This is a genomic window from Brevundimonas sp. 1080, assembly GCF_040545985.1.
GTDB lineage: Bacteria > Pseudomonadota > Alphaproteobacteria > Caulobacterales > Caulobacteraceae > Brevundimonas.
Window position 1 is genome coordinate 594,942 of the sequence record NZ_JBEPMW010000002.1, and the last position, 22,649, is coordinate 617,590.

30 protein-coding genes are annotated in these 22,649 nt (G+C 68.0%); 12 read left to right on the forward strand and 18 right to left on the reverse strand.

The genetic code is table 11. The features are described 5' to 3' along the window. Window positions 1-21: 21 nt before the first annotated feature. The 6 genes from ABIC32_RS08265 to ABIC32_RS08290 are packed head-to-tail and all read right to left on the reverse strand — an operon-like array spanning window position 22 to window position 3,823. Complete coding sequence (locus ABIC32_RS08265) at window positions 22-663, reverse strand: phosphoribosylanthranilate isomerase (RefSeq protein WP_354073784.1); 642 nt, start codon at window positions 661-663, stop codon at window positions 22-24. After that, window positions 660-1,073 (reverse strand): type II toxin-antitoxin system VapC family toxin, encoded by a 414-nt coding sequence (locus ABIC32_RS08270; RefSeq protein WP_354073786.1) that lies wholly within the window; start codon window positions 1,071-1,073, stop codon window positions 660-662. The genes ABIC32_RS08265 and ABIC32_RS08270 overlap by 4 nt, the downstream gene beginning before the upstream one ends. After that, a complete protein-coding gene (locus ABIC32_RS08275) occupies window positions 1,070-1,333 on the reverse strand; it encodes a type II toxin-antitoxin system Phd/YefM family antitoxin (protein WP_307509179.1) in 264 nt (87 codons plus the stop codon). Before ABIC32_RS08275 ends, ABIC32_RS08270 begins: the two co-directional genes overlap by 4 nt. 18 nt (window positions 1,334-1,351) lie before the next feature. Continuing rightward, window positions 1,352-2,086 carry a pseudouridine synthase gene (locus ABIC32_RS08280; protein ID WP_354073789.1) on the reverse strand — a complete coding sequence of 245 codons (735 nt, stop codon included), beginning with the start codon at window positions 2,084-2,086 and terminating at the stop codon, window positions 1,352-1,354. A 32-nt stretch (window positions 2,087-2,118) separates the two neighbouring features. Next, window positions 2,119-3,018 carry a class I SAM-dependent methyltransferase gene (locus tag ABIC32_RS08285; protein ID WP_354073791.1) on the reverse strand — a complete coding sequence of 300 codons (900 nt, stop codon included), beginning with the start codon at window positions 3,016-3,018 and terminating at the stop codon, window positions 2,119-2,121. Between the two features lie 4 nt (window positions 3,019-3,022). After that, the gene (locus tag ABIC32_RS08290; RefSeq protein WP_354073793.1) at window positions 3,023-3,823 is read right to left on the reverse strand and encodes an undecaprenyl-diphosphate phosphatase; all 801 of its coding nucleotides are present in this window, start codon (window positions 3,821-3,823) and stop codon (window positions 3,023-3,025) included. Between the two features lie 138 nt (window positions 3,824-3,961). Here ABIC32_RS08290 and ABIC32_RS08295 point away from each other — a divergent pair, with 138 nt between their 5' ends. Then, on the forward strand, window positions 3,962-4,954 hold the full coding sequence (locus tag ABIC32_RS08295) for a cation diffusion facilitator family transporter (RefSeq protein WP_354073796.1): 993 nt from the start codon (window positions 3,962-3,964) through the stop codon (window positions 4,952-4,954). A gap of 61 nt (window positions 4,955-5,015) precedes the next feature. Further along, window positions 5,016-5,702 carry an FtsZ-binding protein FzlA gene (gene fzlA, locus ABIC32_RS08300; protein WP_354073798.1) on the forward strand — a complete coding sequence of 229 codons (687 nt, stop codon included), beginning with the start codon at window positions 5,016-5,018 and terminating at the stop codon, window positions 5,700-5,702. On the opposite strand, the gene ABIC32_RS08305 is transcribed toward fzlA, so the two are convergent. Then, a complete protein-coding gene (locus tag ABIC32_RS08305) occupies window positions 5,699-6,034 on the reverse strand; it encodes a GIY-YIG nuclease family protein (protein ID WP_055807758.1) in 336 nt (111 codons plus the stop codon). The two genes, fzlA and ABIC32_RS08305, sit on opposite strands and share 4 nt — an antisense overlap. A gap of 58 nt (window positions 6,035-6,092) precedes the next feature. On the opposite strand from ABIC32_RS08305, the gene ABIC32_RS08310 reads away from it, so the two are divergent. Together ABIC32_RS08310 and queG are read left to right on the forward strand one after the other, a co-directional pair. Further along, window positions 6,093-6,641, forward strand: coding sequence for a DUF2239 family protein (locus tag ABIC32_RS08310; protein WP_354073800.1), 549 nt, complete (start codon window positions 6,093-6,095; stop codon window positions 6,639-6,641). Between the two features lie 172 nt (window positions 6,642-6,813). Further along, window positions 6,814-7,884 (forward strand): tRNA epoxyqueuosine(34) reductase QueG, encoded by a 1,071-nt coding sequence (queG, locus tag ABIC32_RS08315; RefSeq protein ID WP_354073802.1) that lies wholly within the window; start codon window positions 6,814-6,816, stop codon window positions 7,882-7,884. On the opposite strand, the gene ABIC32_RS08320 is transcribed toward queG, so the two are convergent. Beyond that, on the reverse strand, window positions 7,857-8,852 hold the full coding sequence (locus ABIC32_RS08320) for a helix-turn-helix domain-containing protein (RefSeq protein ID WP_354073804.1): 996 nt from the start codon (window positions 8,850-8,852) through the stop codon (window positions 7,857-7,859). The two genes, queG and ABIC32_RS08320, sit on opposite strands and share 28 nt — an antisense overlap. A 169-nt stretch (window positions 8,853-9,021) precedes the next feature. Here ABIC32_RS08320 and ABIC32_RS08325 point away from each other — a divergent pair, with 169 nt between their 5' ends. Continuing rightward, complete coding sequence (locus tag ABIC32_RS08325) at window positions 9,022-9,831, forward strand: DUF2306 domain-containing protein (RefSeq protein WP_307509157.1); 810 nt, start codon at window positions 9,022-9,024, stop codon at window positions 9,829-9,831. 34 nt (window positions 9,832-9,865) lie between these two features. Here ABIC32_RS08325 and bamJ read toward each other — a convergent pair whose 3' ends face one another. Next, a complete protein-coding gene (gene bamJ, locus ABIC32_RS08330; RefSeq protein ID WP_307509154.1) occupies window positions 9,866-10,381 on the reverse strand; it encodes a BamJ family beta-barrel-assembly machinery protein in 516 nt (171 codons plus the stop codon). Next, complete coding sequence (locus ABIC32_RS08335; RefSeq protein WP_307509151.1) at window positions 10,362-11,564, reverse strand: threonine ammonia-lyase; 1,203 nt, start codon at window positions 11,562-11,564, stop codon at window positions 10,362-10,364. Before ABIC32_RS08335 ends, bamJ begins: the two co-directional genes overlap by 20 nt. A gap of 174 nt (window positions 11,565-11,738) precedes the next feature. Here ABIC32_RS08335 and ABIC32_RS08340 point away from each other — a divergent pair, with 174 nt between their 5' ends. Together ABIC32_RS08340 and ABIC32_RS08345 are read left to right on the forward strand one after the other, a co-directional pair. Next, window positions 11,739-12,254, forward strand: a complete 516-nt coding sequence (locus ABIC32_RS08340) for a hypothetical protein (protein WP_354073807.1) — start codon at window positions 11,739-11,741, stop codon at window positions 12,252-12,254. A gap of 115 nt (window positions 12,255-12,369) precedes the next feature. Then, the gene (locus ABIC32_RS08345; protein ID WP_039244035.1) at window positions 12,370-12,567 is read left to right on the forward strand and encodes a hypothetical protein; all 198 of its coding nucleotides are present in this window, start codon (window positions 12,370-12,372) and stop codon (window positions 12,565-12,567) included. Between the two features lie 16 nt (window positions 12,568-12,583). Here the strand turns inward: ABIC32_RS08345 and ABIC32_RS08350 are convergent, their stop codons facing one another. From ABIC32_RS08350 to ABIC32_RS08370, 5 genes are all read right to left on the reverse strand, one after another. After that, window positions 12,584-13,117: a GNAT family N-acetyltransferase gene (locus tag ABIC32_RS08350; protein WP_354073809.1), complete on the reverse strand. Its 534-nt coding sequence runs from the start codon at window positions 13,115-13,117 to the stop codon at window positions 12,584-12,586. A 167-nt stretch (window positions 13,118-13,284) separates the two neighbouring features. Further along, entirely contained in the window at window positions 13,285-13,572 is a 288-nt protein-coding gene (gene rpmA / locus ABIC32_RS08355) for a 50S ribosomal protein L27 (RefSeq protein ID WP_039244031.1), read from the reverse strand. 96 nt (window positions 13,573-13,668) lie between these two features. Next, the gene (gene rplU, locus ABIC32_RS08360) at window positions 13,669-14,223 is read right to left on the reverse strand and encodes a 50S ribosomal protein L21 (RefSeq protein WP_354073811.1); all 555 of its coding nucleotides are present in this window, start codon (window positions 14,221-14,223) and stop codon (window positions 13,669-13,671) included. A gap of 160 nt (window positions 14,224-14,383) precedes the next feature. Then, complete coding sequence (locus ABIC32_RS08365) at window positions 14,384-14,917, reverse strand: phosphoribosyltransferase (protein ID WP_055754434.1); 534 nt, start codon at window positions 14,915-14,917, stop codon at window positions 14,384-14,386. After that, on the reverse strand, window positions 14,910-15,845 hold the full coding sequence (locus ABIC32_RS08370) for an MJ0042-type zinc finger domain-containing protein (protein ID WP_354073814.1): 936 nt from the start codon (window positions 15,843-15,845) through the stop codon (window positions 14,910-14,912). Before ABIC32_RS08370 ends, ABIC32_RS08365 begins: the two co-directional genes overlap by 8 nt. Before the next feature lie 101 nt (window positions 15,846-15,946). Between ABIC32_RS08370 and ABIC32_RS08375 the strand changes: the two genes are divergently transcribed. Genes ABIC32_RS08375 through ABIC32_RS08395 form a run of 5 tightly spaced genes read left to right on the forward strand, consistent with a single transcriptional unit; the run spans window position 15,947 to window position 19,732 of the window. Next, a complete protein-coding gene (locus ABIC32_RS08375) occupies window positions 15,947-16,627 on the forward strand; it encodes a cell division ATP-binding protein FtsE (protein WP_354073816.1) in 681 nt (226 codons plus the stop codon). Continuing rightward, complete coding sequence (locus tag ABIC32_RS08380; protein ID WP_354073818.1) at window positions 16,624-17,538, forward strand: cell division protein FtsX; 915 nt, start codon at window positions 16,624-16,626, stop codon at window positions 17,536-17,538. The genes ABIC32_RS08375 and ABIC32_RS08380 overlap by 4 nt, the downstream gene beginning before the upstream one ends. Next, window positions 17,535-18,179: a YdcF family protein gene (locus ABIC32_RS08385; protein WP_199059464.1), complete on the forward strand. Its 645-nt coding sequence runs from the start codon at window positions 17,535-17,537 to the stop codon at window positions 18,177-18,179. The genes ABIC32_RS08380 and ABIC32_RS08385 overlap by 4 nt, the downstream gene beginning before the upstream one ends. After that, window positions 18,180-18,917, forward strand: coding sequence for a lysophospholipid acyltransferase family protein (locus tag ABIC32_RS08390; protein WP_066552743.1), 738 nt, complete (start codon window positions 18,180-18,182; stop codon window positions 18,915-18,917). It abuts the gene before it with no gap. Window positions 18,918-18,952: 35 nt separating this feature from the next. After that, window positions 18,953-19,732, forward strand: a complete 780-nt coding sequence (locus ABIC32_RS08395) for a MipA/OmpV family protein (protein WP_354073820.1) — start codon at window positions 18,953-18,955, stop codon at window positions 19,730-19,732. A gap of 47 nt (window positions 19,733-19,779) precedes the next feature. Here the strand turns inward: ABIC32_RS08395 and hisC are convergent, their stop codons facing one another. From hisC to ABIC32_RS08410, 3 genes are read right to left on the reverse strand one after another with little or no spacing between them, the layout of a single operon-like run. After that, window positions 19,780-20,883, reverse strand: coding sequence for a histidinol-phosphate transaminase (gene hisC, locus ABIC32_RS08400; RefSeq protein WP_354073822.1), 1,104 nt, complete (start codon window positions 20,881-20,883; stop codon window positions 19,780-19,782). Window positions 20,884-20,897: 14 nt separating this feature from the next. Further along, window positions 20,898-21,584: a hypothetical protein gene (locus ABIC32_RS08405; RefSeq protein WP_354073824.1), complete on the reverse strand. Its 687-nt coding sequence runs from the start codon at window positions 21,582-21,584 to the stop codon at window positions 20,898-20,900. After that, window positions 21,584-22,642 carry a DUF2125 domain-containing protein gene (locus tag ABIC32_RS08410; protein ID WP_354073826.1) on the reverse strand — a complete coding sequence of 353 codons (1,059 nt, stop codon included), beginning with the start codon at window positions 22,640-22,642 and terminating at the stop codon, window positions 21,584-21,586. The genes ABIC32_RS08405 and ABIC32_RS08410 overlap by 1 nt, the downstream gene beginning before the upstream one ends. Window positions 22,643-22,649 lie beyond the last annotated feature (7 nt).

Below are 22,649 nucleotides of genomic sequence, written 5' to 3' on the forward strand. Positions count from 1 at the left end.
TCACGCGGAGAGGCGTCGCAATTACGACCGGCGCGCGTTTTGGATGAAGGCCGCGATCCGGTCGGCGTCCTTAACACCCGGCGCGCTTTCCACGCCAGAGGACACATCGACCATGGGCGCGCCCGTCATCTTCAGCGCCTCGGCGACATTGTCCGGATTCAACCCGCCCGCCAGGAACCACGGACGGCGGAAGGCGCGACCGGCCAGCAGGGTCCAGTCGAAGGCCACCCCATGCCCTCCGCTGTAGAATGCCCCCTTGGGCGCTTTGGCGTCCAGCAGCAGGTGGTCTGCCGACGCTTCCATCGCTTCCAGTCCGATTAGGTCTTCTGCGCCGGACACCCCCACCGCCTTAATCACTGGAATTTCCCAGTCGGTCCGTGCGTTGCGAACCTGAAGCGGCGTTTCGCGACCATGTAGCTGGATCATGTCGGGCCGAAGGTCGTGAACAAGATCGTCCATCTCAGCACCGACCATGTCGGCAAACAACAACACGGTTTTCGCTCGGCCGCGCGCCCGATCCACCAGCCGCTTAGCTAAGGCCGGCCCGGCGTACCGGGGACTGGCCTTGACCATCACGAAGCCGACGAAATCCGCCCCAGCATCCAGCGCGGCATCCAGCGTGTTCGGCGTGGTCAGCCCACAAATCTTGATCTTCGTCGTCATGGCACGATCACCGAAAGGCCGATGTCGCGCGCGACTGCGGCCATATCTTCATCAAGCGTCGCCAGACTGCACCCATGTTTGACGGACAGCGCCAGATGAAGGGCATCAGGAGCCCGCAGTCTCACATCGTTTTTGACCAGACGGCGCGCTTCAGCCATGTCGCAATCTGCGACAGGCAGAACGACCCGGCTCTCCAGCCATTGGTCCAGCTGCAGTTCGAACTCGCGACGACTTCTGTCTGGCAGAGTGCGCATCCGCGTCTTCACAGCCAAGGCGGACGAAAACTCCGTGAGGGTCCAACTGCTCATCACGAAAGCGTCGACGCCCGCGATCCAGAGCGAGGCCCGCTCGGTGTGCTTGTCGTTGTGAAACAGAGACACCAGGACACTGGTGTCCAGATAGACGGTCAAACCTCTTCATCCCGCATCTTGCGGACCAAGGTCACCGAATCCATCGCCGCCTCCGATTTGATCCTCACGCGCTTGAGCCAATCCATGTCGATCGGTCCCGACGTCGGAACGGCCTCCTGCGCCGGCTCCAGCCGCGCGATCGGCACGCCACGTCGCGTGATGGTCACGGCCTCTCCCGCCAACATGCGATCCAGCAGCTTGGGTAGGTTGTTCTTGGCTTCGGCGACGGAATAGCTGGACATGGCCATCAAGATAGCCATCGGACCGCCCGATGTCCATCAGGCGAAGATCGAGGCGACCTCGTTCGTCGTCGCCAGCCGCCACTGACCGGGCGCCAGATCGGCGGGCAGGCCAAGTCCGCCCAGCCGTTCGCGATGCAGGGTCTCGACGTGGTTGCCGGCGGCGGCGAACATCCGGCGCACCTGGTGATAGCGGCCCTCCGTCACCGTCAGCAGGGCCTCGGTCGGCGACACCACCTCCAGCACCGCCGGCGCCAACGGCTTGTCCTCGCCCTCCAGCACCAGCTCGCCCGAGGCGAACAGCGCGCCTTCCGTGCCCGTCAGCGGTCGCGCCAGACCCGCCCGGTAAACCTTGGCCACATGGCGTTTGGGCGAAATCACCCGGTGCAGCAGATCGCCGTCGTCGGTCAGCAGCAGCAGGCCCGTCGTCTGCTTGTCCAGCCGTCCGATGGTCGAGATGGCGGGATCGCGCGCCCGCCAACGTCCCGGCAGGATGTCATAGACCAGCGCCCCCTCTTCCTTGTGTGAGCAGGTCATGCCCAGCGGCTTGTTCAGCAGGATCACCAGCCCTTGCACGGGGTCCAGCGGCTCGCCGTCGATCTCCATTCGCGTGGGCAGGTCCGGCGTCACCGCAATGCGTTTGGACACGTCCGTCAGGTCCGCCCCGTCCAGCACGATGCCGCCCGCCTTGGCCATCCGCGCCATTTCGGCGCGTGAACCATAGCCCATCGAGCCCAGCAGACGATCGACCCTCGACGTCGGGACTTTCTTCATGCGCTACCGCCCTTCGGACTGCTTGAGCGCGGTCACTTTACCGCCTCGAACAGCTTGTAGCCGCCCGCCTCGGCGACCAGCCGCACCCGCTTGAACGCCGCGTTCAGCTCGGCCTCATAGGGCAGGTGCCGGTTGGCCACGACCCAGGCGACGCCGCCCTTTTTCAGAAGCTCGGCCGCCTTGCGGATGAAGGCCTGACCCAGCCGCCGGTCCTCGGCCCCGCCGTCGTGGAAGGGGGGATTGCTGACCACGAAATCCTTGTCGCCCTTGGCGTCCAAGGTGCGGGCGTCAGACCACCAAACCTTGGCGCGGTCGTCCTCGATATTGCGTCGAGCGGCCTGGATGGCGCGCCGGTCCAGATCGACCATCTTCAGCTTGGTCACGGCGGGCGAGCGCAGCACCACGATCGACAGCGCGCCATAGCCGCAGCCCAGATCGACCCCCTCGCCCTTCATCGCCGGCAGATGTTGGGCCAGCAGCGCCGAACCCGGATCGATACGGTCCCAGGCGAACACGCCGGGCTGGGACCAGGCTTCCAGTCCCGGCACGATCTGCGGCCCGCCGGCGGCGATGGCCTCGTCCAGCCCCTCGACCGTTTCGGGCCTGATGACGACGCAGCGGCGGTGATGCGCCTTGGCGGTCTCGGCGACCTCGAGCCCGAACGCCTTCAGCTCCTTGCCCAGGCGCGATCCGCCCTTGTCCTTGGGCGCCATGACATCCAGCCGTCCGCCGACCTTCAGCGCCCTCAGCGCCAGGGCCAGCACATAGCGCCGCTCCAGCACGCCGGGCGGGGCGTAGATCATGACGCTGTCGGCCGAGCCGGGGTCCTGCGCCTCCAGCGCCGCCGAGTCGGGGATCAGGGGCGAGGTCTGGATTGCATCGCCGGGCGGATCGAAGACGACCGGCGGGCGGCCATACAGCAGCGTGGTCATGGTCTCAGAACCCCGCCTGCAACAGCGCCAGACCCACGACCCCCACCACGATCCGCCACCAGGCGAAGACGCCGAACCCGCGCCTGGACACGAAATCCAGCAGGAACCGCACAACGGCCAGGGCCGAGATGAAGGCCACGACGAAACCCACGACGATCAGGCCGATGTCGCTGAAATCCAGCGTCTTGTGGTTCTTCAGCAGGTCATAGGCCACCGCCGCCCCCATGGTGGGCAGGGCCAGAAAGAAGCTGAACTCGGCCGCCGACCGCTTGTCGGTCTTCAGCAGCAGGCCGCCGGCGATGGTGGCGCCGGACCGCGACACGCCGGGGATCATGGCCAGGCACTGGAATAGGCCGATCAGGAAATAGATCCGCATCGGATAGGTCTCGGCGTCCAGCCACCTGGGCGTCTTGTCCATCCGGTCCAGCAGCAGCAGGATCACGCCGCCGACGATCAGGGCGATGCACACCACCTGCGGTGTCTCGAACAGCACGGTCTTGATGAAGTCATAGGCCAGGAAACCGATCACGACGGCCGGCGCGAAGGCGACCAGCAGCCCGATCAGGAACCGCCGCGCCTCGGCGTCGAAGGGCCAGCGTGTCGCCAGGGTCCACAGCTTTTTGAAATAGACGCTGACGATGGCCAGCAGGGCGCCCAGCTGGATCACGATCTCGAACGTCTTGCCCGCGCTCTCGAAGCCCATGAAATGGCCCAGCAGCAGCATATGGCCGGTGGACGAGACGGGAATGAACTCGGTCAGCCCCTCGACCAGACCCAGAATGATGGCGGCAAGCCAGTCCGACATGAGACCCTCGAAAACCAATGCGCCCGGAACGCGCCGCGCCCGGATGTCTTCCCCCTAGAGCATGATCGTTTCTGACGGAACGACCCGTTTGGGCCAGCGGTTGGCTTTCAGCCACGATTGCGCGAGAAGAAGCCGACAATGACGACGCCCGCCCCCGCCCCCGCCTCGCTCGACGACGCCCATCTGGCCACCCGCCGCATCACCCGCCTGTCGGTCGGGGTCGCGGTGGCGCTGATCGCGATGAAGGCTTTTGCGCTGGGCGCCTCAGGATCGGTCTCCATCCTGGCGACCCTGGCGGATTCGGTGCTGGATCTGGCGGCGTCCCTGACCACCTTCTTCGCCGTGCGCTGGGCCGCCGCCCCGGCCGACGAAAACCATCGCTATGGCCACGGCAAGGGCGAGGCCCTGTCCGCATTGGTCCAGGCCGGGCTGGTCTTCGCCTCGGCCCTCTTCATCGCCTGGGAGGGGGTGCAGCGCATCTTCGATCCCCGTCCCGTGACCTCCGGCGTCTGGGCCACGGGCGTCATGGTCGCGGCCATCGCCATCACCGCCTGGCTGGTGTGGATGCAGACCCAGACACTGAAGAGGACCGGCTCCCTCGCCGTCGCCGGCGACCGCGCCCACTATGCCGCCGACCTCGCCGCCAACGTCGTGGTGCTGATCGGCGTCATCTCGGGCGCCTTCCTCGGCGCGCCGGGACTGGATGCGGCCGCGGGCATCGTCGTCGCCGTCTGGCTGTTCTGGGGCGCGACGGGCATGTTGAAGGCCGCCGCCGATCACCTGCTGGACCGCGCCGTGCCCGAGGCCGACCGCGCCGCCATCACCAAGGCCGTCCTCGCCGACCCCCAGGTCTTCGGCGTGCACCAGCTGCGCACTCGCATGTCCGGTCAGGTGATGATGGTCCAGATGCACGTCGACCTGGACGCGCACCAGACGCTGGACGCCGCACACGCCATCGTCGTCGCCGCAGAGAACCGGGTGCTGGCCCAGTATCCCGCCGCCGACATCCTGATCCACGCCGACCCGCGCGGCCACGCCCGTCCGCAGCCCGCGCTCCCGGCCGCCGCTCCAGCCGAGCCGCAAGCCGCCCCCGCCTCGACCGGCCCCGCGCCCAAGGGGCCGTGGTCCTGACCTTGCGTCCAATTTCAATGCAGTAAACGCGCATTAACGGGTCCGGGCGCATCAACCCCTGATGGCCGACCCTTGCGTTCTCTTCCACTTCGCCTTCCAGCCCGCCTCGCGCGCCGCGCGACTGGCGCTGGGCGAGGCGCGGATCGAATGGACCGACACCCCGGTCCGTCCGTGGGAAGACGATTGCCCGGTCAATGACTTCAATCCGTCCGGCCTGCCGCCGGTGATCCAGACGATGGATCGCGGCCGTCCGCTGGTGCTGTGCGAACTGCCCGCCATCCTGGGCTGGATCGAGGACCAGCAAAAGGGGCCGCTGCTTCTGCCCGCCGATCTCGCCGAACGGGCCGAGGCGCGCCGACTGACCGGCTGGTTCGAGCGCCGCTTCATGGACGAGGTCGACGCCGTCCTGCTGCACGAGCGGATGGAAAAACCGCTGCTGAAGCTTGGCCCGCCCGAAGCCCGCGCCCTGCGCGACGGCCGCGACGCCCTGAAATCCCACCTCGCCATGCTGGAAGACCTGGTCGCCGCCCGCGACTGGCTGGCCGGCCGCCGCCTGTCCCAGGCCGACCTGATCGCCGCCGCCCACCTGTCGGTGCTCGACTATTTCGGCGAGATCCAGTGGAAGACCTGGCCCGGTCTGAAAATCTGGTACTCCAAGCTCAAATCCCGCCCCTGCTTCCGCTCCCTGCTCGCCGACCGCTTCGTCGGCGTGCCGCCTTCGGCATGGTATGCGGATCTGGATTTCTAAAGCGCCTCCGCGCTCAACCGGGCGATCCACAGCTTGGCGCGACTGACCAGTTCGTCCTTGCGCCTCAGATCCGAGATGTCTTCCGGCAGACGGTCAAGCTGTTCGAAGCGGAAATCTTCGGGCGTGTGCGCCGTCCACGCCGCCTGAAGCGACCGATACGGACTGCCGCCGTGGCGCAGCGCGAACCACAGGCCGTTCTGCTCGGTGTCGATGTGGCGGCTCTTGCCGACCCAGGCCTGGCCCGTCGCGCTGCAGATCACGGCATAGACCCCGGCGATGGTCGCGCGCTCCTTATATTCGGCGATCAGGCTCTTGCGATTTGTCGGGGTCATGGCGTTCTCTTATTTATCTGGGTAGAAACATGACAGATAATTTCATCCGGGTAAATACATGAGCGACGAAGATCGTGATCTGGTCCTGTTCGACGGCCCCCGACGCATCGCAAGAGGCTCGGACGCCGCCGTGGCGGCCGCCTTTCGCAAAACCCTGGCGGCCTCGCCTCAAGCTGCGCTGCGCGTGTTCGATCTGGCGACCGGTCGCCCGGTCGATCTGGATCTTCGGGAACAAGAACCGGCTTTGGCCCAAACTCCCAGGCGCGGCCGTCCGCGCCTGGGAGTCGCCGCGCGCGAGGTCACGCTTTTGCCTCGCCACTGGGACTGGCTGGCGACCCAGCCGGGCGGCGCCTCGGCCGCCCTGCGCCGTCTGGTGGAACAGGCCCGCAAGACCGGCGCCGGAAACGATGCACGCCGCCGTCGCACTGACGCCGCCTACGGGTTCATGGTCGAGATGGCCGGCGACGCCCCCGACTTCGAAGAGGCCAGCCGCGCCCTGTTCGCGGGCGATCGCGATCGTCTGACGGCCCTGATCGCCCCCTGGCCCACTGACGCTCGGGCCCAAATTCTCGAACTGTTCGACGGCGAGCCTGCATCGCGCGAATGACGACGTCGTCCCCTCCCCACTTGTGGGGAGGGGGACCGCGTAGCGGTGGAAGGGCTCTTGAAGTCCCACAGACGCCAGTGATGCGCTGAAGAACCCCTCCGTCACGACGCGAAGACGCGCCGCGCCACCTCCCCGCTCCGCAGGGAGGCGACTTCATGCTATCCCCCGCCCCGTGTCCGACCGCCTGAAAACCTTCATCCGCCAGCGCGCGGCCGAGCTGGGCTTCGATGTCTGCCGTTTCGCCTCGGCGGCCGACGCTTGGCCGGCGGGCGAGCGGCTGCGGCGTTTCGTGGACGAGGGCCGGCATGGCGACATGGAATGGATGGAAACGACGCTGGATCGCCGCCAGCACCCCACCGCCATGTGGGACGAGGCCAGGACCGCCATCGTCCTGGGCATGAACTACGGCCCCGAGGAGAACCCGCTGGACCAGTTGGCCGACCGTTCGGCCGGATACATCTCGGTCTATGCGCGCGGCGACGACTATCACGAGGTCATCAAGGGCCGGCTGAAACAGCTGGCCGGCCAGATCGCCGCCCGCAATGGCGCGGACATCAAGGTATTCGTCGACACCGCCCCCCTGATGGAAAAGCCGTTGGCCCAGCGCGCCGGCCTGGGTTGGCAGGGCAAGCACACCAATCTGCTCAGCCGCACCCACGGCAACTGGCTGTTCCTCGGGACCATCCTGACCGCCGCCGAGATCGCGCCGGACGCGGCCGAGAGCGAACACTGCGGCCGCTGCACCGCCTGTCTAGACGCCTGCCCGACGAACGCCTTCCCCGCCCCGTTCCAGCTCGACGCCCGGCGCTGCCTGTCCTACCTGACCATCGAGTTCGCCGGTCCCTGGCCGGTCGAGTTCCGCACCCTGACCGGATCGCGCATCTATGGCTGCGACGACTGTCTGGCCGTCTGCCCCTGGAACAAGTTCGCGCAAGAGGCGCGGGAGATGCGGCTTCTATCGCGCCCGGCGCTAAAAAGGCCGCGGCTGGCGGAACTGGCGGCGTTGGACGACCCCGGCTTTCGCGCCCTGTTCGCCAAGAGCCCGGTCAAGCGCATCGGCCGCGACCGCTTCGTCCGCAACGTCTTGTACGCCATCGGCAACAGCGGCGATCCGACTTTGAAGATTTGCGCCGAACGCCTGGTCAACGACCCGGCGCCGGTGGTGCGCGACGCGGCGATCTGGGCGGTCGGACGGCTGTCCGAGCAGGCCGGGGCTCAGCCCTCGACGGCTTTGGACCGCTGAAGCGCGCGATAGGCCCGAGGCGTGGTTCCCGTCTCCTCGCGAAAGGCCCGGTTGAACGGCCCCAGCGAGGCGAAGCCGCAATCCAGTGCGATCTGCAGGATGGACCGGGCTTGATCGGGCGACGCCAACAGACGTTTCGCCGCCTCGACCCGATGATGATTGATCAGGCGGTTGAAGTTGGGAAAGCCGGTCGCCGCGCCGATGCAACGTGAAACCCGATGTTCCGGCACGTCCAGGCGAGCCGCGACGTCGCCGATCCTGAGTTCGGGATCGAGATGGACGGCCGTGTCGCGCAACAACGCTTCCAGCCGGCGGGCCAAGAGAAGATCGTCCGACGTGGCGGTCTTCTTCATCGCTGACGCGCGCTCGACCAGGACCAGAGGTCGCTTTAGCCGATACCATGTGGCCAAAATCGCGCCCAACAGACCCACACCGGCGCAAGCAGTCTCGATCGGTTCCGGCGCCTTCCAGGCCGCCAGGACCGCGACCCCGACCAGCAGGGCGAACACGCCGACGAAAATCGCCCGAAACAGTATCTCCGCCCGCGCCAGGGCGCAGCCGCGTCTGTGGAACGGCTCCACGAAGGTCATCAGCAAGGCCCCCGATCCGCTCAGGACATAGAGGTTGTTCGCCACGGTCGAGACGGGCTGATGGGGCGGCGCCAACACCGCCGTCGCCCCCGCCGTCGCCACAATCATTACGACCAGACGCGGCCACAGGGCGTCGTGTTTCGCCGGGTCGAACAGGGCGCGGGCCAAAAGCCATGACCAGCCGCAGGCCGAAACCCCGAAGGCGGCGAAGCCCGTGGAAACTCCTCCGTGCGTCTCGCGCGCCAGGATGTAGGCGCCGAACGCAACGACGGCGACACAGGCATGAACAGTCAGCCGGCTCGGCGCCTGATGCGGCCCAGACGGACCTTGTCGATCCTGGCCGAACAGGGTCGCGGATCTGAATGCGGTCGCGGTCATCCGCCCTCCTGAAGCGATCCTCTGTCATCGCCCGGCGCCGCTGCGCCTGTCCAGCAGGGCCTTGCAGCGAAAGAGATGGAAAAAGACCGGCCGAATTCCAAATCGGCGAGACCGCGCCCCGGCGGCGGCGCATGCGACGCCGTCTCTTGCTCGTATCGTCGGATATCCAATGCCCGTCCCCTCACCCTCTCTCCCCTTCGCTTCCCGCCTGTTGCGCTGGGCCGGCGCCGCGTGGTTCGTCGCGGCCATCATTGGCCAGGTCGCCTTCATCGTCTTCATCCTGGCCTTCTACGGGACGAGGACAGCGACAGGGAATTTCGCCGGGTGGAACGACAAGCCGCTGATCGACGGCTATGTGGCCGGCGACGATCTGGGAAACCTCATGTTCATCGCCCATGTCCTGATGGCGGCGGTCGTCACTCTGGGCGGATTGATGCAACTGTGGCCCGCTCTGCGCCGTCGCCTTCCACGCCTGCACCGCTGGACCGGCCGCGTCTTTCTGATCGTCGCCCTCTTCATGGCGCTCAGCGGGGCGTGGCTGACGATCGTGCGGGGAACCTGGTTGTCCGAAATCTCGGCCGTCGCCATCCTGGGTGACGCGGTCCTTATCCTCGTCTTCGCAGTCTTCGCCTGGCGTCGCGCGCTTCAACGCAGGTTCGAGGCGCACCGCGTCTGGGCCATGCGCGCCTTCATGGCGGTCAGCGGCGTCTGGTTCCTGCGCAGCGGTCTGATGGCCTGGATCATCCTTTGCCAAGGACCGGTCGGCATGACCAAGATCCTGTCCGGTCCCACCGACATCGTCCTGACCTTCGGCAGCTATCTGATCCCGCTGGCGGTTCTGGAACTCTATCTGGCGGCGGGCCGCAGTCCGCGAACGGCGCCCAAGATCGCGGTCGCCGCCCTCGTCTGCCTGGCCGCCCTCTATACGGCCGTCGGCGTGTTCGGGACCGCCGCCTTCATGTGGGGCCCGTATCTGTGATCCGCCCTGGCTTTCGACCGCTCTGAGAAGCAGCTCACCCCATCGCCGTGCCGACGCCCGATCCGCCGCCGGGCACCTTGGCCACGTCCAGCAGTTTCAGGCGGAAGATCAGTACGGAGTTGGCGGGGATCTTGGGATTGCCCTGCTCGCCATAGCCGAGCTCGGGCGGGACATAGAGCAGCCATTCGTCGCCGACGCGCATCTTCTGCAGCGCCTCCGTCCAGCCCTTGACCACTTCCTCGGGCGTGAAGACCGCCGGCGCGCCGCGCGCGAAGGAGCTGTCGAACACGCTGTTGTCGACCAGCTTGCCCTCGTAATCGACCTTGACCAGGTCGTTGCGGTCGGGGCTGACGCCGCCGGCCGGTCCCGCCTGCACCACCTTGTATTGCAGACCGCTGGGCAGGGTCTGAACGCCCTCTTCCTTGCCGTTCTTGGCCATGAAGGCGGCCGCCTCGGCCTTGCCGGCGTTCGGATCGACCGGCGCGGCCTGGCCGCAGCCCGCCAGCAAGAAGGTCGCGACGATTGCCGCCTTACCCCATCCGAAGTTCATAGCCGCGTTCCTTCAAAGCCTCGCCGATCTCGTCGGCGTGGGCGCTATCGCGCGTTTCGACCATGATGTCGAACTCGGCGCCCTTGGCCGGCACGTCCAGCGCCAGACGGTTGTGGACCACGTCGATGATGTTGCCGCCCAGGCCGCCGATCACCGCCGCCATGGCCGACAACATGCCGGGTCGGTCGTCGCCCAGAATGCGATAGACGATCAATCGCCGCTCACGGACCATCTCGCGGTTCAGCACGACCGCCAGCATCCGTGCATCGATGTTTCCGCCGCACAGCTCCAGCCCGACCTTCATCCCCTTGAACCGGTCGGGATAGGCCAGAAGCGCGGCCAGCCCCCCCGCGCCCGCGCCCTCGGACACGGTCTTCTCATAGGTGACATAGGTGGCGACGGCCCGTTCGAAGTCGGCTTCCTGGCAGACGAAGACCTCGTCCACCAGCGGATCGGCCAGGGCGAAGGGGATGTCGCCCACGGCCTTGATGGCGATGCCCTCGGCGATGGTCTGGCCGGTGCAGACCGGCGGCTGGCCCGCGCGTTTGGCGGTGAAGGACGGATAGCGCGCGGCCTCGACGCCGAAGACCTTGATGTCCGGCTTCATCGCCTTGGCCGCGATGGCGCAGCCGGCGATCAGCCCGCCGCCGCCGATGGGGATGATCAAGGCCTCGACCTCGGGCGCATCCTCCAGAAGCTCGATCGCGCAGACGCCCTGGCCCGCCACGATGCCTTCGTCGTCGAAGGCCGAGACGAAGACATAGCCTTTCTCCGCTTCCAGCCGCTTGGCCGCCTCGGTCGAGCCGGTGAAGTCCAGCCCCTCGATCACCACGGTCGCCCCGTGCGAGCGGGTGCCGTTGATCTTGGCGAAGGGCGTGCCCTCGGGCATCACGATGGTCACCGGCACGCCCAGCCGTCCGCCGTGATAGGCCAGGGCCTGGGCGTGGTTGCCGGCGCTGGCGGCCACCACGCCGCGCTTCCTCTCCTCGGGACTCAGCATCAGCAGCCGGTTCAGGGCGCCGCGTTCCTTGAAGCTGCCGGTGAATTGCAGATTGTCGAATTTCACCCAGACCTCGGCGCCCGTCAGCTGCGACAGCTTTCTGGAGTAGCGGGTCGGGGTGCGGTCGACCGCGCCGGCGATCCGGGTGCGCGCGGCTTGGATATCGGCGAAGTTGACGGTCATGCGGGGCGTTTCCGAGCTGTCGCGCCTCGACGACTGGGCGCGTTGTCGGGCCTGTTTCGCGCGTTGTCGGGTCCGGGTCCAGAGGGGGAATCTTGAGCGTGGAAGTCGCCCGGCCTGTCGTGCGATAGTAAGGGAAGTCGTCCCCCACGACCCCGAAATCCCGGAGGAAGCCCCATGTCGATCCGTTCGTTCGCCGCCCCTGGCCTGGCTCTCGCCCTGACCGCCGCCGCCCTCTCCGCCTGTGCGCCGACCGCCGGCGGCGGCCTGCCGAACGGGGGTCCGGCCGCCTTCAACGAGGCGGATTTCGGCTGGTCGCAGATGCCCGGCCGCAACAGCATTCAGGGCCAGATCGCCTTCGCCCGGGACGGCAAGGCCTTCGACTGCGTCGCCAGCGTCGGCCTGACGCCGGACACCCCCTATACGCGCGCGCGCATTCGCACCCTGTACGGCTCGACCCAGCGCGCGGCCGTGCCCGCCGCCGTCGTTCGCGCCCGCACCGTCGCCGACGCCAACGCCGATTATCGCACCTATGTCCGAGACACGCGGTGCGAGAACGGCCGTTTCCGCTTCGACGGCCTGCCCGACGGCGGCTGGTTCCTGATCGTGCCGGTCACCTCGGGCGATGCGCCTCTGGTGCTGATGCAGGCGGTGCAGACGCGCGGAGGCCGGGTCGTCTCCATCACCCTGTGACCCGCACGCCCCGTCTCACGAAGATGCGACCCCGGTAACGCGGATCGCCATCTTCTGACCACGAGCGCCCCGGACTGATCGCTGCTTCTGTGCGAGAGTTCGGGGAGCTTTTTTCTTGTCCCAACACAACATCATAGGATCCGAGGCCTTTACGCGAGGGCCGTCGGTCATCATCCGCAAGTACAAGGCGGGCGGCATGCGGCGTCGCCGGTCCAAAACCATCGCGACCTTCATCGCCGGCGCGGGCGCCATGCTGGTGGTGGGCGCCGTCGCCGTCGCGGCCGTCTATGGCCCCGCCTTGGCGGGCGGCTGACCCTGCGGGCTGGCCGTCAGGCCAGCCACACCATCATGCGCGTATCGGCCTCGGCCCGACGCGCCCGGCTCCACGCCCGGCGCGTCTCGCCGGTGTAGAGGAAGCCCGCCTTTTCCAGCACGCGGCCAGAGGCCGGATTGTCGGCGAAATGCCCGGCGACCAGGGCCCGGCGCTTCCACTTGCGGCTGGCCCAGACCAGGGCGGCGTCCAGCGCCTCGGTGGCGAAGCCCCGACCCCAGTATTCACGCCCGATCCAATAGCCGGTTTCCGGCACCCGGTCATCGCCCTCGAACAGGCCGATGACGCCGATGGGCCCCACGTCCTCATGGTCGATGACAAAGGTATTGGCTCGCTTGGGATCCTGTGAAGCCACCTGCAGCACGAAGTCGTCGGCGTCGCGCATCTGAAACGGATGCGGCATCCGCTTGGTCATGCGCGCGATGTCCAGGTCATTGGCCAGGGCGGCGATGCGCGGCGCATCCTGGGGCGCGGGCGCGCGCAGGATCAGGCGCCGGGTCTCGACGACAGGAGAGGTTTCGATGACGCACATGGGCGTTGCCTCGGATTGTCGACCATCTCCTTGAAGGGCTCGGACGGTCTTCGAGGCGGGGAAACGCAAACGGGGAGCCTGGTGATCCAGACTCCCCGCGGATTATCATCCCTGGTCCGGATCGGCTGCTGGCAGGAGCAACGCGATCCGGGAAGGTCCAGACTGCGTTACTCGGCGGCCATCGCCTGAGCGGCGTCGTCATTGGCCGCAAGGATCGACACGTAACAACGGCCGCCACGTTTGGTGGTGAATTTCACAGCGCCGTTCGTCAGGGCGAACAGGGTGTGGTCGCGGCCCATGCCCATGTTCTCACCGGCGTGGAAGGTGGTGCCGCGTTGGCGCACGATGATGTTGCCGGCCAGCACGCGCTCGCCGCCATACTTCTTCACGCCAAGGCGCTTCGACTCGGAGTCGCGACCGTTACGCGACGAACCACCGGATTTCTTGTGAGCCATCTTGCCGCTCCGTACTTTCTTGGTGCGCTACCGGCCTTTCGGCCTACTTGAGCGCGTCCGTAACTTAGGTCTGGCGCCGAGGCGCCGGTGAATGTCTTAGGCTTCGTCGCCGGCGGCTTCAGCCTTGGGCGCAGCCTTCTTCTTGGCCGGGGCCTTCTTGGCGGGAGCCGAGCTCTCGACCACGACGCCCTTGACCTCGGCGCCGTCCACGTCGGTCACAACCGTCTCGGTCGAACCCAGCGAGGAGGTGGCGTTGCGAGCGGCTAGGTTGCGAGCGCGCAGGTTGATCTCGGCCTTGGTGGTCAGATCGACCTTGCCGTCCCACTTGGCGGTCTCGCCGGCGCCTTCGATGCCGGTGATGCGCAGGACCGATTCCATCTGGCGATGGCCGTTCGTGCGGCGATAGCCCTGACGACGGGTCTTCTTGAAGATCTTGATCTTCTCACCCTTGCGGGTCTCGACCAGGGTCGCGCCGACGAAGGCGCCGTCGATCAGGGGAGCGCCCAGGGTCACGCCCTTGTCGCCGCCCAGCATCAGGACGCTGTCGAACTTCAGCTCAGCGCCGGCGTCGCCGTCGAGCTTTTCGACGACGATGGTGTCGCCCGGTTGGACCCGGTACTGCTTGCCGCCGGTCTTGATCACCGCGTACATGTTGAAGCCTCAGCGCAAACGCAAAAAAAGATACGCCCCCGGAGAGGGCCCCGGCGGCGAAGAGCGGCGACATATACGGAAGGGTGTCGGAGAGTCAACGCCGAACCGGGCGGAAATTCAGCCCTGGACGGATTATCCCCGCTGTCGCGGCGCCTTGAACTCAGTCCAGGGCGCAGATGTCCGGCAGGCCCCTTAGCGTCCCGGCGTGGTCCAGGCCATAGCCAACCAGAAAGCGGTTCGGCGCCTCCCAACCGACGAAGTCCGGCTCGGGCGCGCGGGGCTTGGGCCAAGGCTTCCTCGCGAAGACGCAGGTCAGGACTTCGGACGCGCCGGCGTCCTTGGCGATGCGCACGGCCTCGGCCAGCGACAGGCCGGTGTCGAACACGTCGTCCAGTATAAGGACGCGGCGGCCCGCGATCGGGCGCTGGAACGGCGCGTAGACGTCGATCCGGCCCCGGCTGGTCTGCTCGTCGCCGTAGGAGGCCAGCCACAGGGCGTCGAAACGGACGTTGCGGCCGACGCGCGACAGGGCGCGGGTCAGGTCGGCGGCGAACCACAGGCCGCCGGTCAGCAGCACGGCGGCGACCGTATCGTCGTCGATGACGGGCGCGATGCGCTGGGCCAGATCGGCGACGATGCGCGCCACCTCGGCCTCGGACAGAAGAACGGTCGGCGTCGGGGAGGGATCAGCCATGATGCGAGGCCGATACCGCCTCACCATGCCCCTTGTCCACAGCCCCGACCGGTCGCGCGTCGACCGGCGCGGCCGTGTTCGGCGCCTCGGCGCCGGGCGCCGTCGCCGAGCGCAGTCCCTGCGAGGTTTCGGCGGCGGGCTGCGCTGCGTGCGCGGGCGCGGCCTTCGCATCATGTCCGCCGTGTTCAGCTGGGGGTTTGGCAGGCGCCGGGCTGACCGGCGCGAAGTCGACGCCGATCCCGGCCCCGTGGCCGCCCGGATCGGGGATCAGGGCGGCGAAGCCCTGGACCTTGCCCGGCAGGACCGGCGCCGCGTCGATCTTTACGATCTTGAACCCGACCTCGGCGCCGGCGGCGTCCAGCAGGGCCACGCGAATCGGCGGCGAGACGATCTCGACGTCGCGCACATTGCGGATGGCGCCGGACACCACGACCATGCCGGGATGGTTCGGCGCAGCCTTGGCCGTCAGGGCTTCGAAGTCCAACCCGACCGGATTGACCGGCGCGCCGAAGAATTTGTAGGCCGAAGCCGCCCGGGGGAAGGCTTGGACGATCTCGACGCGGAACAGGAAGGCCGAAACGATCAGGCCGATGAAGACGCTGGCCAGACCCGCCCAGATCACGCCCTGGGTGGCGGCGCGGCGCAGCTTCTTCTGGCGATCGGCGCGGGCGCGGAAGGCGCGAGGTAGCTCCGGCGCCGGCGTTTCGGCCAGGCTGGCCGCCGTCGGCGCGGGCTCGGGTTCGGGCGGCGCTGCGGGCGCGACGGCGGCGACCGCCGGCTCGGGCGTCAAGGTCAGTTCCAGCGGCTCGTCCGGCGTCGCGCGCCAGACTTCGCCGCACGATTGGCAGCGCACCTTGCGGCCTTCGGGGCCTATGGCTTCGTCACGAATGAAATAGCTGGTGGCGCAGGCGGGGCAGGTCAGTATCATGTGGCTGACTGCGAGGCTGTCGCCCCCTCCCGTAAGGCGCGACGCCGCGCCCTGTTCCTGAAACACATACCATGCCGTCCTCGCCCGCCGAACCCGCCGCTATGACCGACACCGTTCGCCTGTCCGGCGTCGGCTTCGGCTATGTCGGCGCGCCCGACGTGCTGCGGGACGTTAACCTCATTTTGCCGCGCGGCTCTTTCCACTTTCTTACCGGGCCGTCCGGGGCCGGAAAGTCTTCGCTGCTGCGTCTGCTGACGCTGGCGGACCAACCCCGAACGGGAACCCTCCGCCTGTTCGGATCGGATGTCACGCGCATCGATCGTCGCGACATCCCGGCCTTTCGGCGGCGGATGGGCGTGGTGTTCCAGGATTTCCGCCTGCTGGACCACCTGTCGGCCTTCGACAATGTCGCCCTGCCCTTGCGGCTCGCGGGCGGATCCGAGGCCGAGTACGCCGACGACGTGCGCGAGATGCTGAAATGGGTGGGCCTGGGTCGCCGGATGGACGCTCGCCCCCCCGCCCTGTCCGGCGGCGAGAAGCAGCGCCTGGCCATCGCCCGCGCCGTCATCACCCGCCCCGGCCTGATCGTGGCGGACGAACCGACCGGCAGCGTGGACGCCGTGATGGCTGACAAGCTGCTGCGGCTGTTCCAGTCGCTGAACAAACTGGGCACCACCGTCCTGATCGCCAGCCATGACGAGGCCCTGGCCCAGCGGTCGGGCGCGCGCGTCTTGAGGCTGGAGGCCGGACGGCTCAGCGAACGCTCGCGGGTCGCCGCATGATCCGTCTGTCCGATTTTAGTCTCTCCAGCCGCCGGCCCGGCCTGTTGCCGCCCGCCGCAGCCGGCGAGCCGTGGCTGATGACCGTCATCGCCGTCCTGTGCTTTTTGGCCTGCCTCGCCGCCGTCGCCGCCTCCGCCGCCGACCGCGCCGCGCACGGCTGGGCCCGACAGCTGGACGCGGAGGCCACCGTGCAGGTCCGCCCCCGCGTCGGCGAAACCGGCGACACCGCCGCCGCCCGCGCGGCCGAGACCCTGTCGGGCGTCGATGGGGTGGAGGAGGCCGCCGCCCTGAGCCGCAAGGCGGCCGAGGACCTGCTGCGCCCCTGGCTGGGCGACGCGGTCCTGCCCGACCTTCCCCTGCCTCATCTGGTGACCGTGCGGCTGAACCGCGACGCCCCCGCCAGCGCCGTCACCCTGAGCCGCGCCCTGGCCGAGGCCGGGCTGGACGCTACGGTGGACGATCACAGCCTGTGGCGCGGCGAGGTCGAGCGGTCCGCCGGCATGATTACGGTTCTGGCCGGCGCCGCCTTCCTGGCCGTCGCCTTCGCTGCGGCCGCCGCCATCGCCTATGCGACATGGGCGGGCCTGGCGGCCGGTCAGGGCGTGATCGAGACCCTGAGCCTGAACGGCGCGACCGATGGCGCCATCGCCTGGCTGTTCCAGCGGCGGTTCGGCCTTATGGCGGCCGGCGCGGGCGCGATCGGCGCCGGACTGGCGGCGGTTCTTCTGATCCTCCTGCGGTTCATCGGCGGATCGGGCGGCCTGACGGCGGCCCTGCCGATCAGCTGGAGCGACCTGGCGTTGCTCTCGCCTTGCCCGCTGCTCGCGGCTACGGTTGCGGTTCTCGCGGCGAGATTCGCCGCCATGCGAATGCTGGCTTCAGGACGGCCGACAGAGGGAGGGGGCGCATGAGACTGTTGAGCGTCATCTTCATCGCCGGTCTGATCTGGCTGGTCGGCCTGTTCGCCTTCGCCCACCGGGTGCGCGAACTGACGCCGGCCGACGACCCCGCTCGCGCCGACGCCATCGTGGCCCTGACCGGTCCGTCGTCCGAACGGGTCAACACCGCCATCCGCCTGCTTGAACAGGGCAAGGGCGAACGGGTGCTGATCTCCGGCGTCAATCGCGAAGTGCGCCGCCAAGAGCTGCGTGAGCTGACGCCCGGCTCCAGCCGCCTGTTCAACTGCTGCGTCGACCTGGGCTTCGAGGCCGAGGACACGGTCGGCAACGCCCAGGAGATCGCCGCCTGGAGCCGCGCCAAGGGTTATCGCAGCCTGATCGTCGTGACCTCCGACTATCATATGCCGCGTTCGCTGGTCGAAATCCGGGGCCAGCTGCCGGGCGTGAAACTGACGCCCTACGCCATCTCCACCCCCTCGCTGGACAATGCGCGCTGGTGGCGGGCGGCGGTGACCGCGCGTCGGATGACGCTGGAATACATGAAATATCTCGCCGTTCTGGGTCGTGAGGGCGTGCGCCGCATCACCCGCGACCGGCCCGCCGCAGTCGCGGCCGAGAGCGAAACCGCCCCTGACGAAAAGGCCGCGTCCTAAGTGAACACCCTGCGTTCCCTGATCTTCACCGCCTGGCTCTATTTGTCGATGCCGATCATCGCCATCGGCCTGTCGCCGGTCCTGCTGCTGCCGCACCGCTATGTGCAGGGCGTGTGCAAGCTGTGGGCGAAGATCGTCCTGTTCGGCCTGCGCTGGATCGCGGGGGTGAAGGTCGAGGTGCGCGGGTTGGAGCACGCCCCGTCCGGCGCCGCCCTAATCGCGTCCAAACACCAGGGGATGCTGGACATCGTGGCCCTGCTGGCCGTCCTGCCCGACGCCTGTTTCGTGATGAAGAAGGAGCTGATGCCCCTGCCCTTCTTCGGCTGGTTCGCCTGGAAGGCAAAGATGATCGCCGTGGATCGCGCGGGCCACGCCAAGGCGCTGAAGGACATGACACGACAGGCGCGCGACCGCCTGTCCGAAGGCCGCCAGATCGTCATCTTCCCCGAGGGCACTCGCAACGATCCAGGCGTGCCTGGCGACTACAAGCCCGGCGTCGCCGCCATCTATCGCGATCTGGAAGGCCCCTGCTGGCCCGTCGCCACCAACTCCGGTGTCCACTGGCCGGCACACGGCTTCCGCCGGTATCCTGGCACGGTCGTGTTCGAATTTCTTGAGCCGATCCCGGCCCAACTGAAGCGCGGGGCCATGATGGCGTTGCTGGAAAGTCGCATAGAGACGGCGTCGTTGGCGCTGCTGGAGCCAAAGGCCCAGCTTGCGCATTCTGAACCGGCCTGACCTCCCCGCTCGGGCGCCATTCATGGAAACGCCCGATGCTTCGCCCCCTTCTGCTCTCCGTCGCCTTCGCCGCCGTTGCCGGCTCCGCCCTGGCCCAGTCACAACCGTACGAGCAGATCAGGCCCGCCCCCCACAACTGGACCGTCGATCTCGGCGCGGGCGTCCTCTATCGCAATGACTCCAACGGCGACACGGGCTCCAAGACGACGGTCGCTCCGTGGGTTTCGGCCAATTATCGCGACTTGGTCTATCTGAACCCGATCGACGGCCTGGGCTGGAACGCGATCAAGACCGACGACTTCCGCGCCGGCCTGCAACTGCGCCCGCGCTTCTCGGCCGATGATATCGAAGGCCTGACGCTGGATCGTCCGGGCTTCGGCGCGGACCTGGCCGCCTACGCCTACAAGCGTCTGCCCGGCAATGTGGTAGTCGGCGGTCGGATCAGCCGCGACGTGTCCGACGTCAGCGAGGGCACGGAATACTATGCCTCCGTCGGTCATCAGCGCGTGACGTCGGTCGGCCTGCTGAACGCCTCGGTCTATGTGCGCGGCGGCGATTCCAAACTGGCCGATGCCTACTATGGCGTCAGCACCGCCGAGGCGGCCGCCAACGGCATCAGCGCTTATTCCCCCGGCGGCGGCCTGCAGGGCGCGGGCGCCAGCCTGGTCCTGCTGGTCCCGATCGGCGACAAATGGGGTGCGGGCGGCCTGATCAACTACGAACGCCGCCTGGGCGACGTGGCCGACAGCCCCCTGTCGCAGAGCGACGACGCCGTCCGCACCGGCGTCTTCATCGCCCGTCGCTTCGGCGGCTGATAGCAAGGCGGCGGCTGCGGATGCGGCCGCCGCTTCTTGCCCTTTGATCAGGTGGCCGCGAACTCACTCAGCGCGTCGATGACGGCGCGGTTCTGGTCTTCGGTGCCGATGGTGATGCGCAGGGCTTGCGGCAGGCCATAGCCGCCGACGGGGCGGACGATGATGCCCTTGGTGTTCAGATAGTCGTTGGCGGCGGCGGCGCGCTTGGCGCTGTCGAACAGCACCAGCACGAAATTGCCGGCGCTGGGCAGGACGTTCAGCCCAAAGCCGCGCAGGGCCTGGGTCAGGCGCGGCTTCCAGTTCGAGATCAGATCGCGCGACGCCGTCTGGTGCGCCTCGTCCGACAGCGCGGCCGTTGCGGCCTCAAGCCCCGGCACCGAGACGTTGAACGGCAGTCGAATCCGGTCGATGGCTTCGGCGACCTTCAGCGGCGCATAGCCGAAACCGATACGCAAACCGCCCAGGCCGTGGATCTTGGAGAAGGTGCGGGTGACGACGATGTTCTCGGCGTCCTTGGCCAGCGGGAGGGCGGTCTCCCAGTCGGCCTCGGTCACATACTCAGCATAGGCCTCGTCCACGACAAGGATGATGTGGGCCGGCAGGGCGGCGTGCAGGCGGCGGATCTCCTCGCCCGTATTGTAGCTGCCGGTCGGGTTCGACGGATTGGAGACATAGACGATTTTGGTGCGGTCATCGACCTGGGCCAGGAGCGCATCGACCTCGGCCTTGAAGTTCGGCTCGGGCGCCAGCTTGACCTGGGCTTCGCAACCCAAAGCGCTGATGCGGTAGGCGAGAAAGCCGTACTGGCCGCAGACGATGTTGTCGCCCGCTGTCAGATAGGTCTGGTTCAACAGGGCGAAGACCTCGTCCGAGCCGTTGCCGAAGATCAGCCGCTCGGGCTCCAACCCGTGCAGTTCCGACACAGCGTTCCGCAGCTTGGTCGCCCGGCCGTCGGGATAGATGTGGATGTTCTTGACCGCCGCCTCATAGGCCGCGCGCGCCTTTTCGCCCGCGCCCAGCATGTTCTCGTTGGAGGACAGCTTCATCGGCTCCGCGACGCCGGCGATGGACGACTTGCCGCCGACATAGGGTGCGATGTCGAGGATGCCGGGCTTGGGGGCAGGGCCGTGTGGCGCGGTCGCGTCGGTCATGGAAAGCCTTGATCTCAGAAGATGGGGGCGGCGCCGATCACGCCGCTCATTCGGCCGGGCGCGCTCTTCAGCCGCCCGTCGTCGATCTGCACATAGCCCGTCAGCATGAACAGCTTCAACCCGCCCGCCGCCGCCAGCGGATCGGCGACCAGTCCCGCGTCGCCAAGGGCGTCCACGATCTTGGTCTCGGACCAGCCGCTGTCGGTGACCCAGAAGCTGCGGTCGTCGCCCGTGGGCCCGGACATCTCTTTGGACACGACGAAGGCCTGAGGTCGGCCGCGCCGGTCGTCCGGCAGGGCGGCGACGATCTTCAGTTCGGGCCGCGCCAGGAGGCGGCCCCACCACGGCCGGTCGGGCGACAGGTCGATCACGGCGCGCGAGCCCGCCTCGGCCGCCTTCAGCGCCTCCTCGGCGGACATAGGCCGCGACCGAAGGCCATAGCGATCCGTGGCCAGGGCCTGGGCCACGCCGCCGCAGACGACCAGCGCGGGTCCGGTCGCCACCTCGATCCGGCCCCACACCGCCTTGACCGCCGCAGCCTCATCGGCCGAGGCGCCGTCCAACAGTTGACGCAGGGCGATGGCCGAGGCGTCGGCCCGGTCGCGCGGACCGGCGGCGACCCGCGCCCGCACCGCCTCGACCAAGGCGCGATCCAGCGCCAGCAGGGCGTCGTCGGCTTCGGGTTCGTCCAGCAGCGCCATCAGAACAGTTTGGGCGCCGGGGCCAGCGGGAAGGGGCCGAGCCAGGTGCGGCCGTCGCGGAAAACCAGCGTCAGCGGCAACTGCTCCTGTCCGGTCGCCTCGGCCGCGCCCGCGGCTGCGGCGGCCCCGGCCGCGCCGATCCGGTTGACCGGCCCCTGACGCGTCGCCATCAGGCCGGCCAGAGCGGGCAGAGGCTTTTGCGCCTGAAGCTGGACCTGGCCGGTCAGCCGGCCGTTCGCATCGGCTCGCAACACGTCACTGGAGAGGGTTGCGCGGCTGTCGCCGGCCTGCAGATCGCCGCGCACATTGCGGAAGGTTCCGCCCGCCTTTGTCCAGGCGGAGAAGACGCCCGCCGCATCGCCACCGGTCTTCAGCAGGCTGGCCTGGCCGATCTCGGCCTCCAGCTGGGTCGTCAAGCGGCCATCCTGGGCGAAGCCTTCGACGGGGCCGTCCGCCCGCCCCTGCCCGTCCACCAGACGGAACATGACATCGACGTCGTCGGTCGGCGCGGTCGAGCCCTCCAGATGCGGCCGGGCGTAGAATTCGATCCGCGCCGCCCGAGCGATGGGGAAGGGTTCGGCGCCGGTCTGGGCCGTGAAGACCGGATTGACCATCTCCAGCGCCAGATTGGGCCAGCGCTGATCGATGCCGCTGGCGCTCATGCGGATGGCGTCGCCCTTGACCGCGACCTCGCCCTTGCCGGCGCGGGTCAGCATCAGGCCCTGCGGGGCCACAACGACCCATTTGGTCGGCTGATAGGCGTTGGCCTCCGCGGTCAGTTCGGTCGCCTTGATCGCATGGCCCGACGGCGCCTGAACGATCAGGTTCGTCAACGCTACATGGGTGCGAAACGGCCAGCCCTTGATGGATTTGTCGGCGAAGCGGATGTCCCAGCCGTCCTGACGCAGGGTCTGGACCTGGGCCTCAAGCCGCGTATCGATCTGGCGCGTCAGGAAGATCCACCATCCGGTCCAGGCCGCCAGCGCGATCAGCACCAGGATGAAGGGCGCATACAAGCCCTTGCGGCTGTGTCGCTTGGTCGTCGAGGCTTCGGTCATGCCGGAC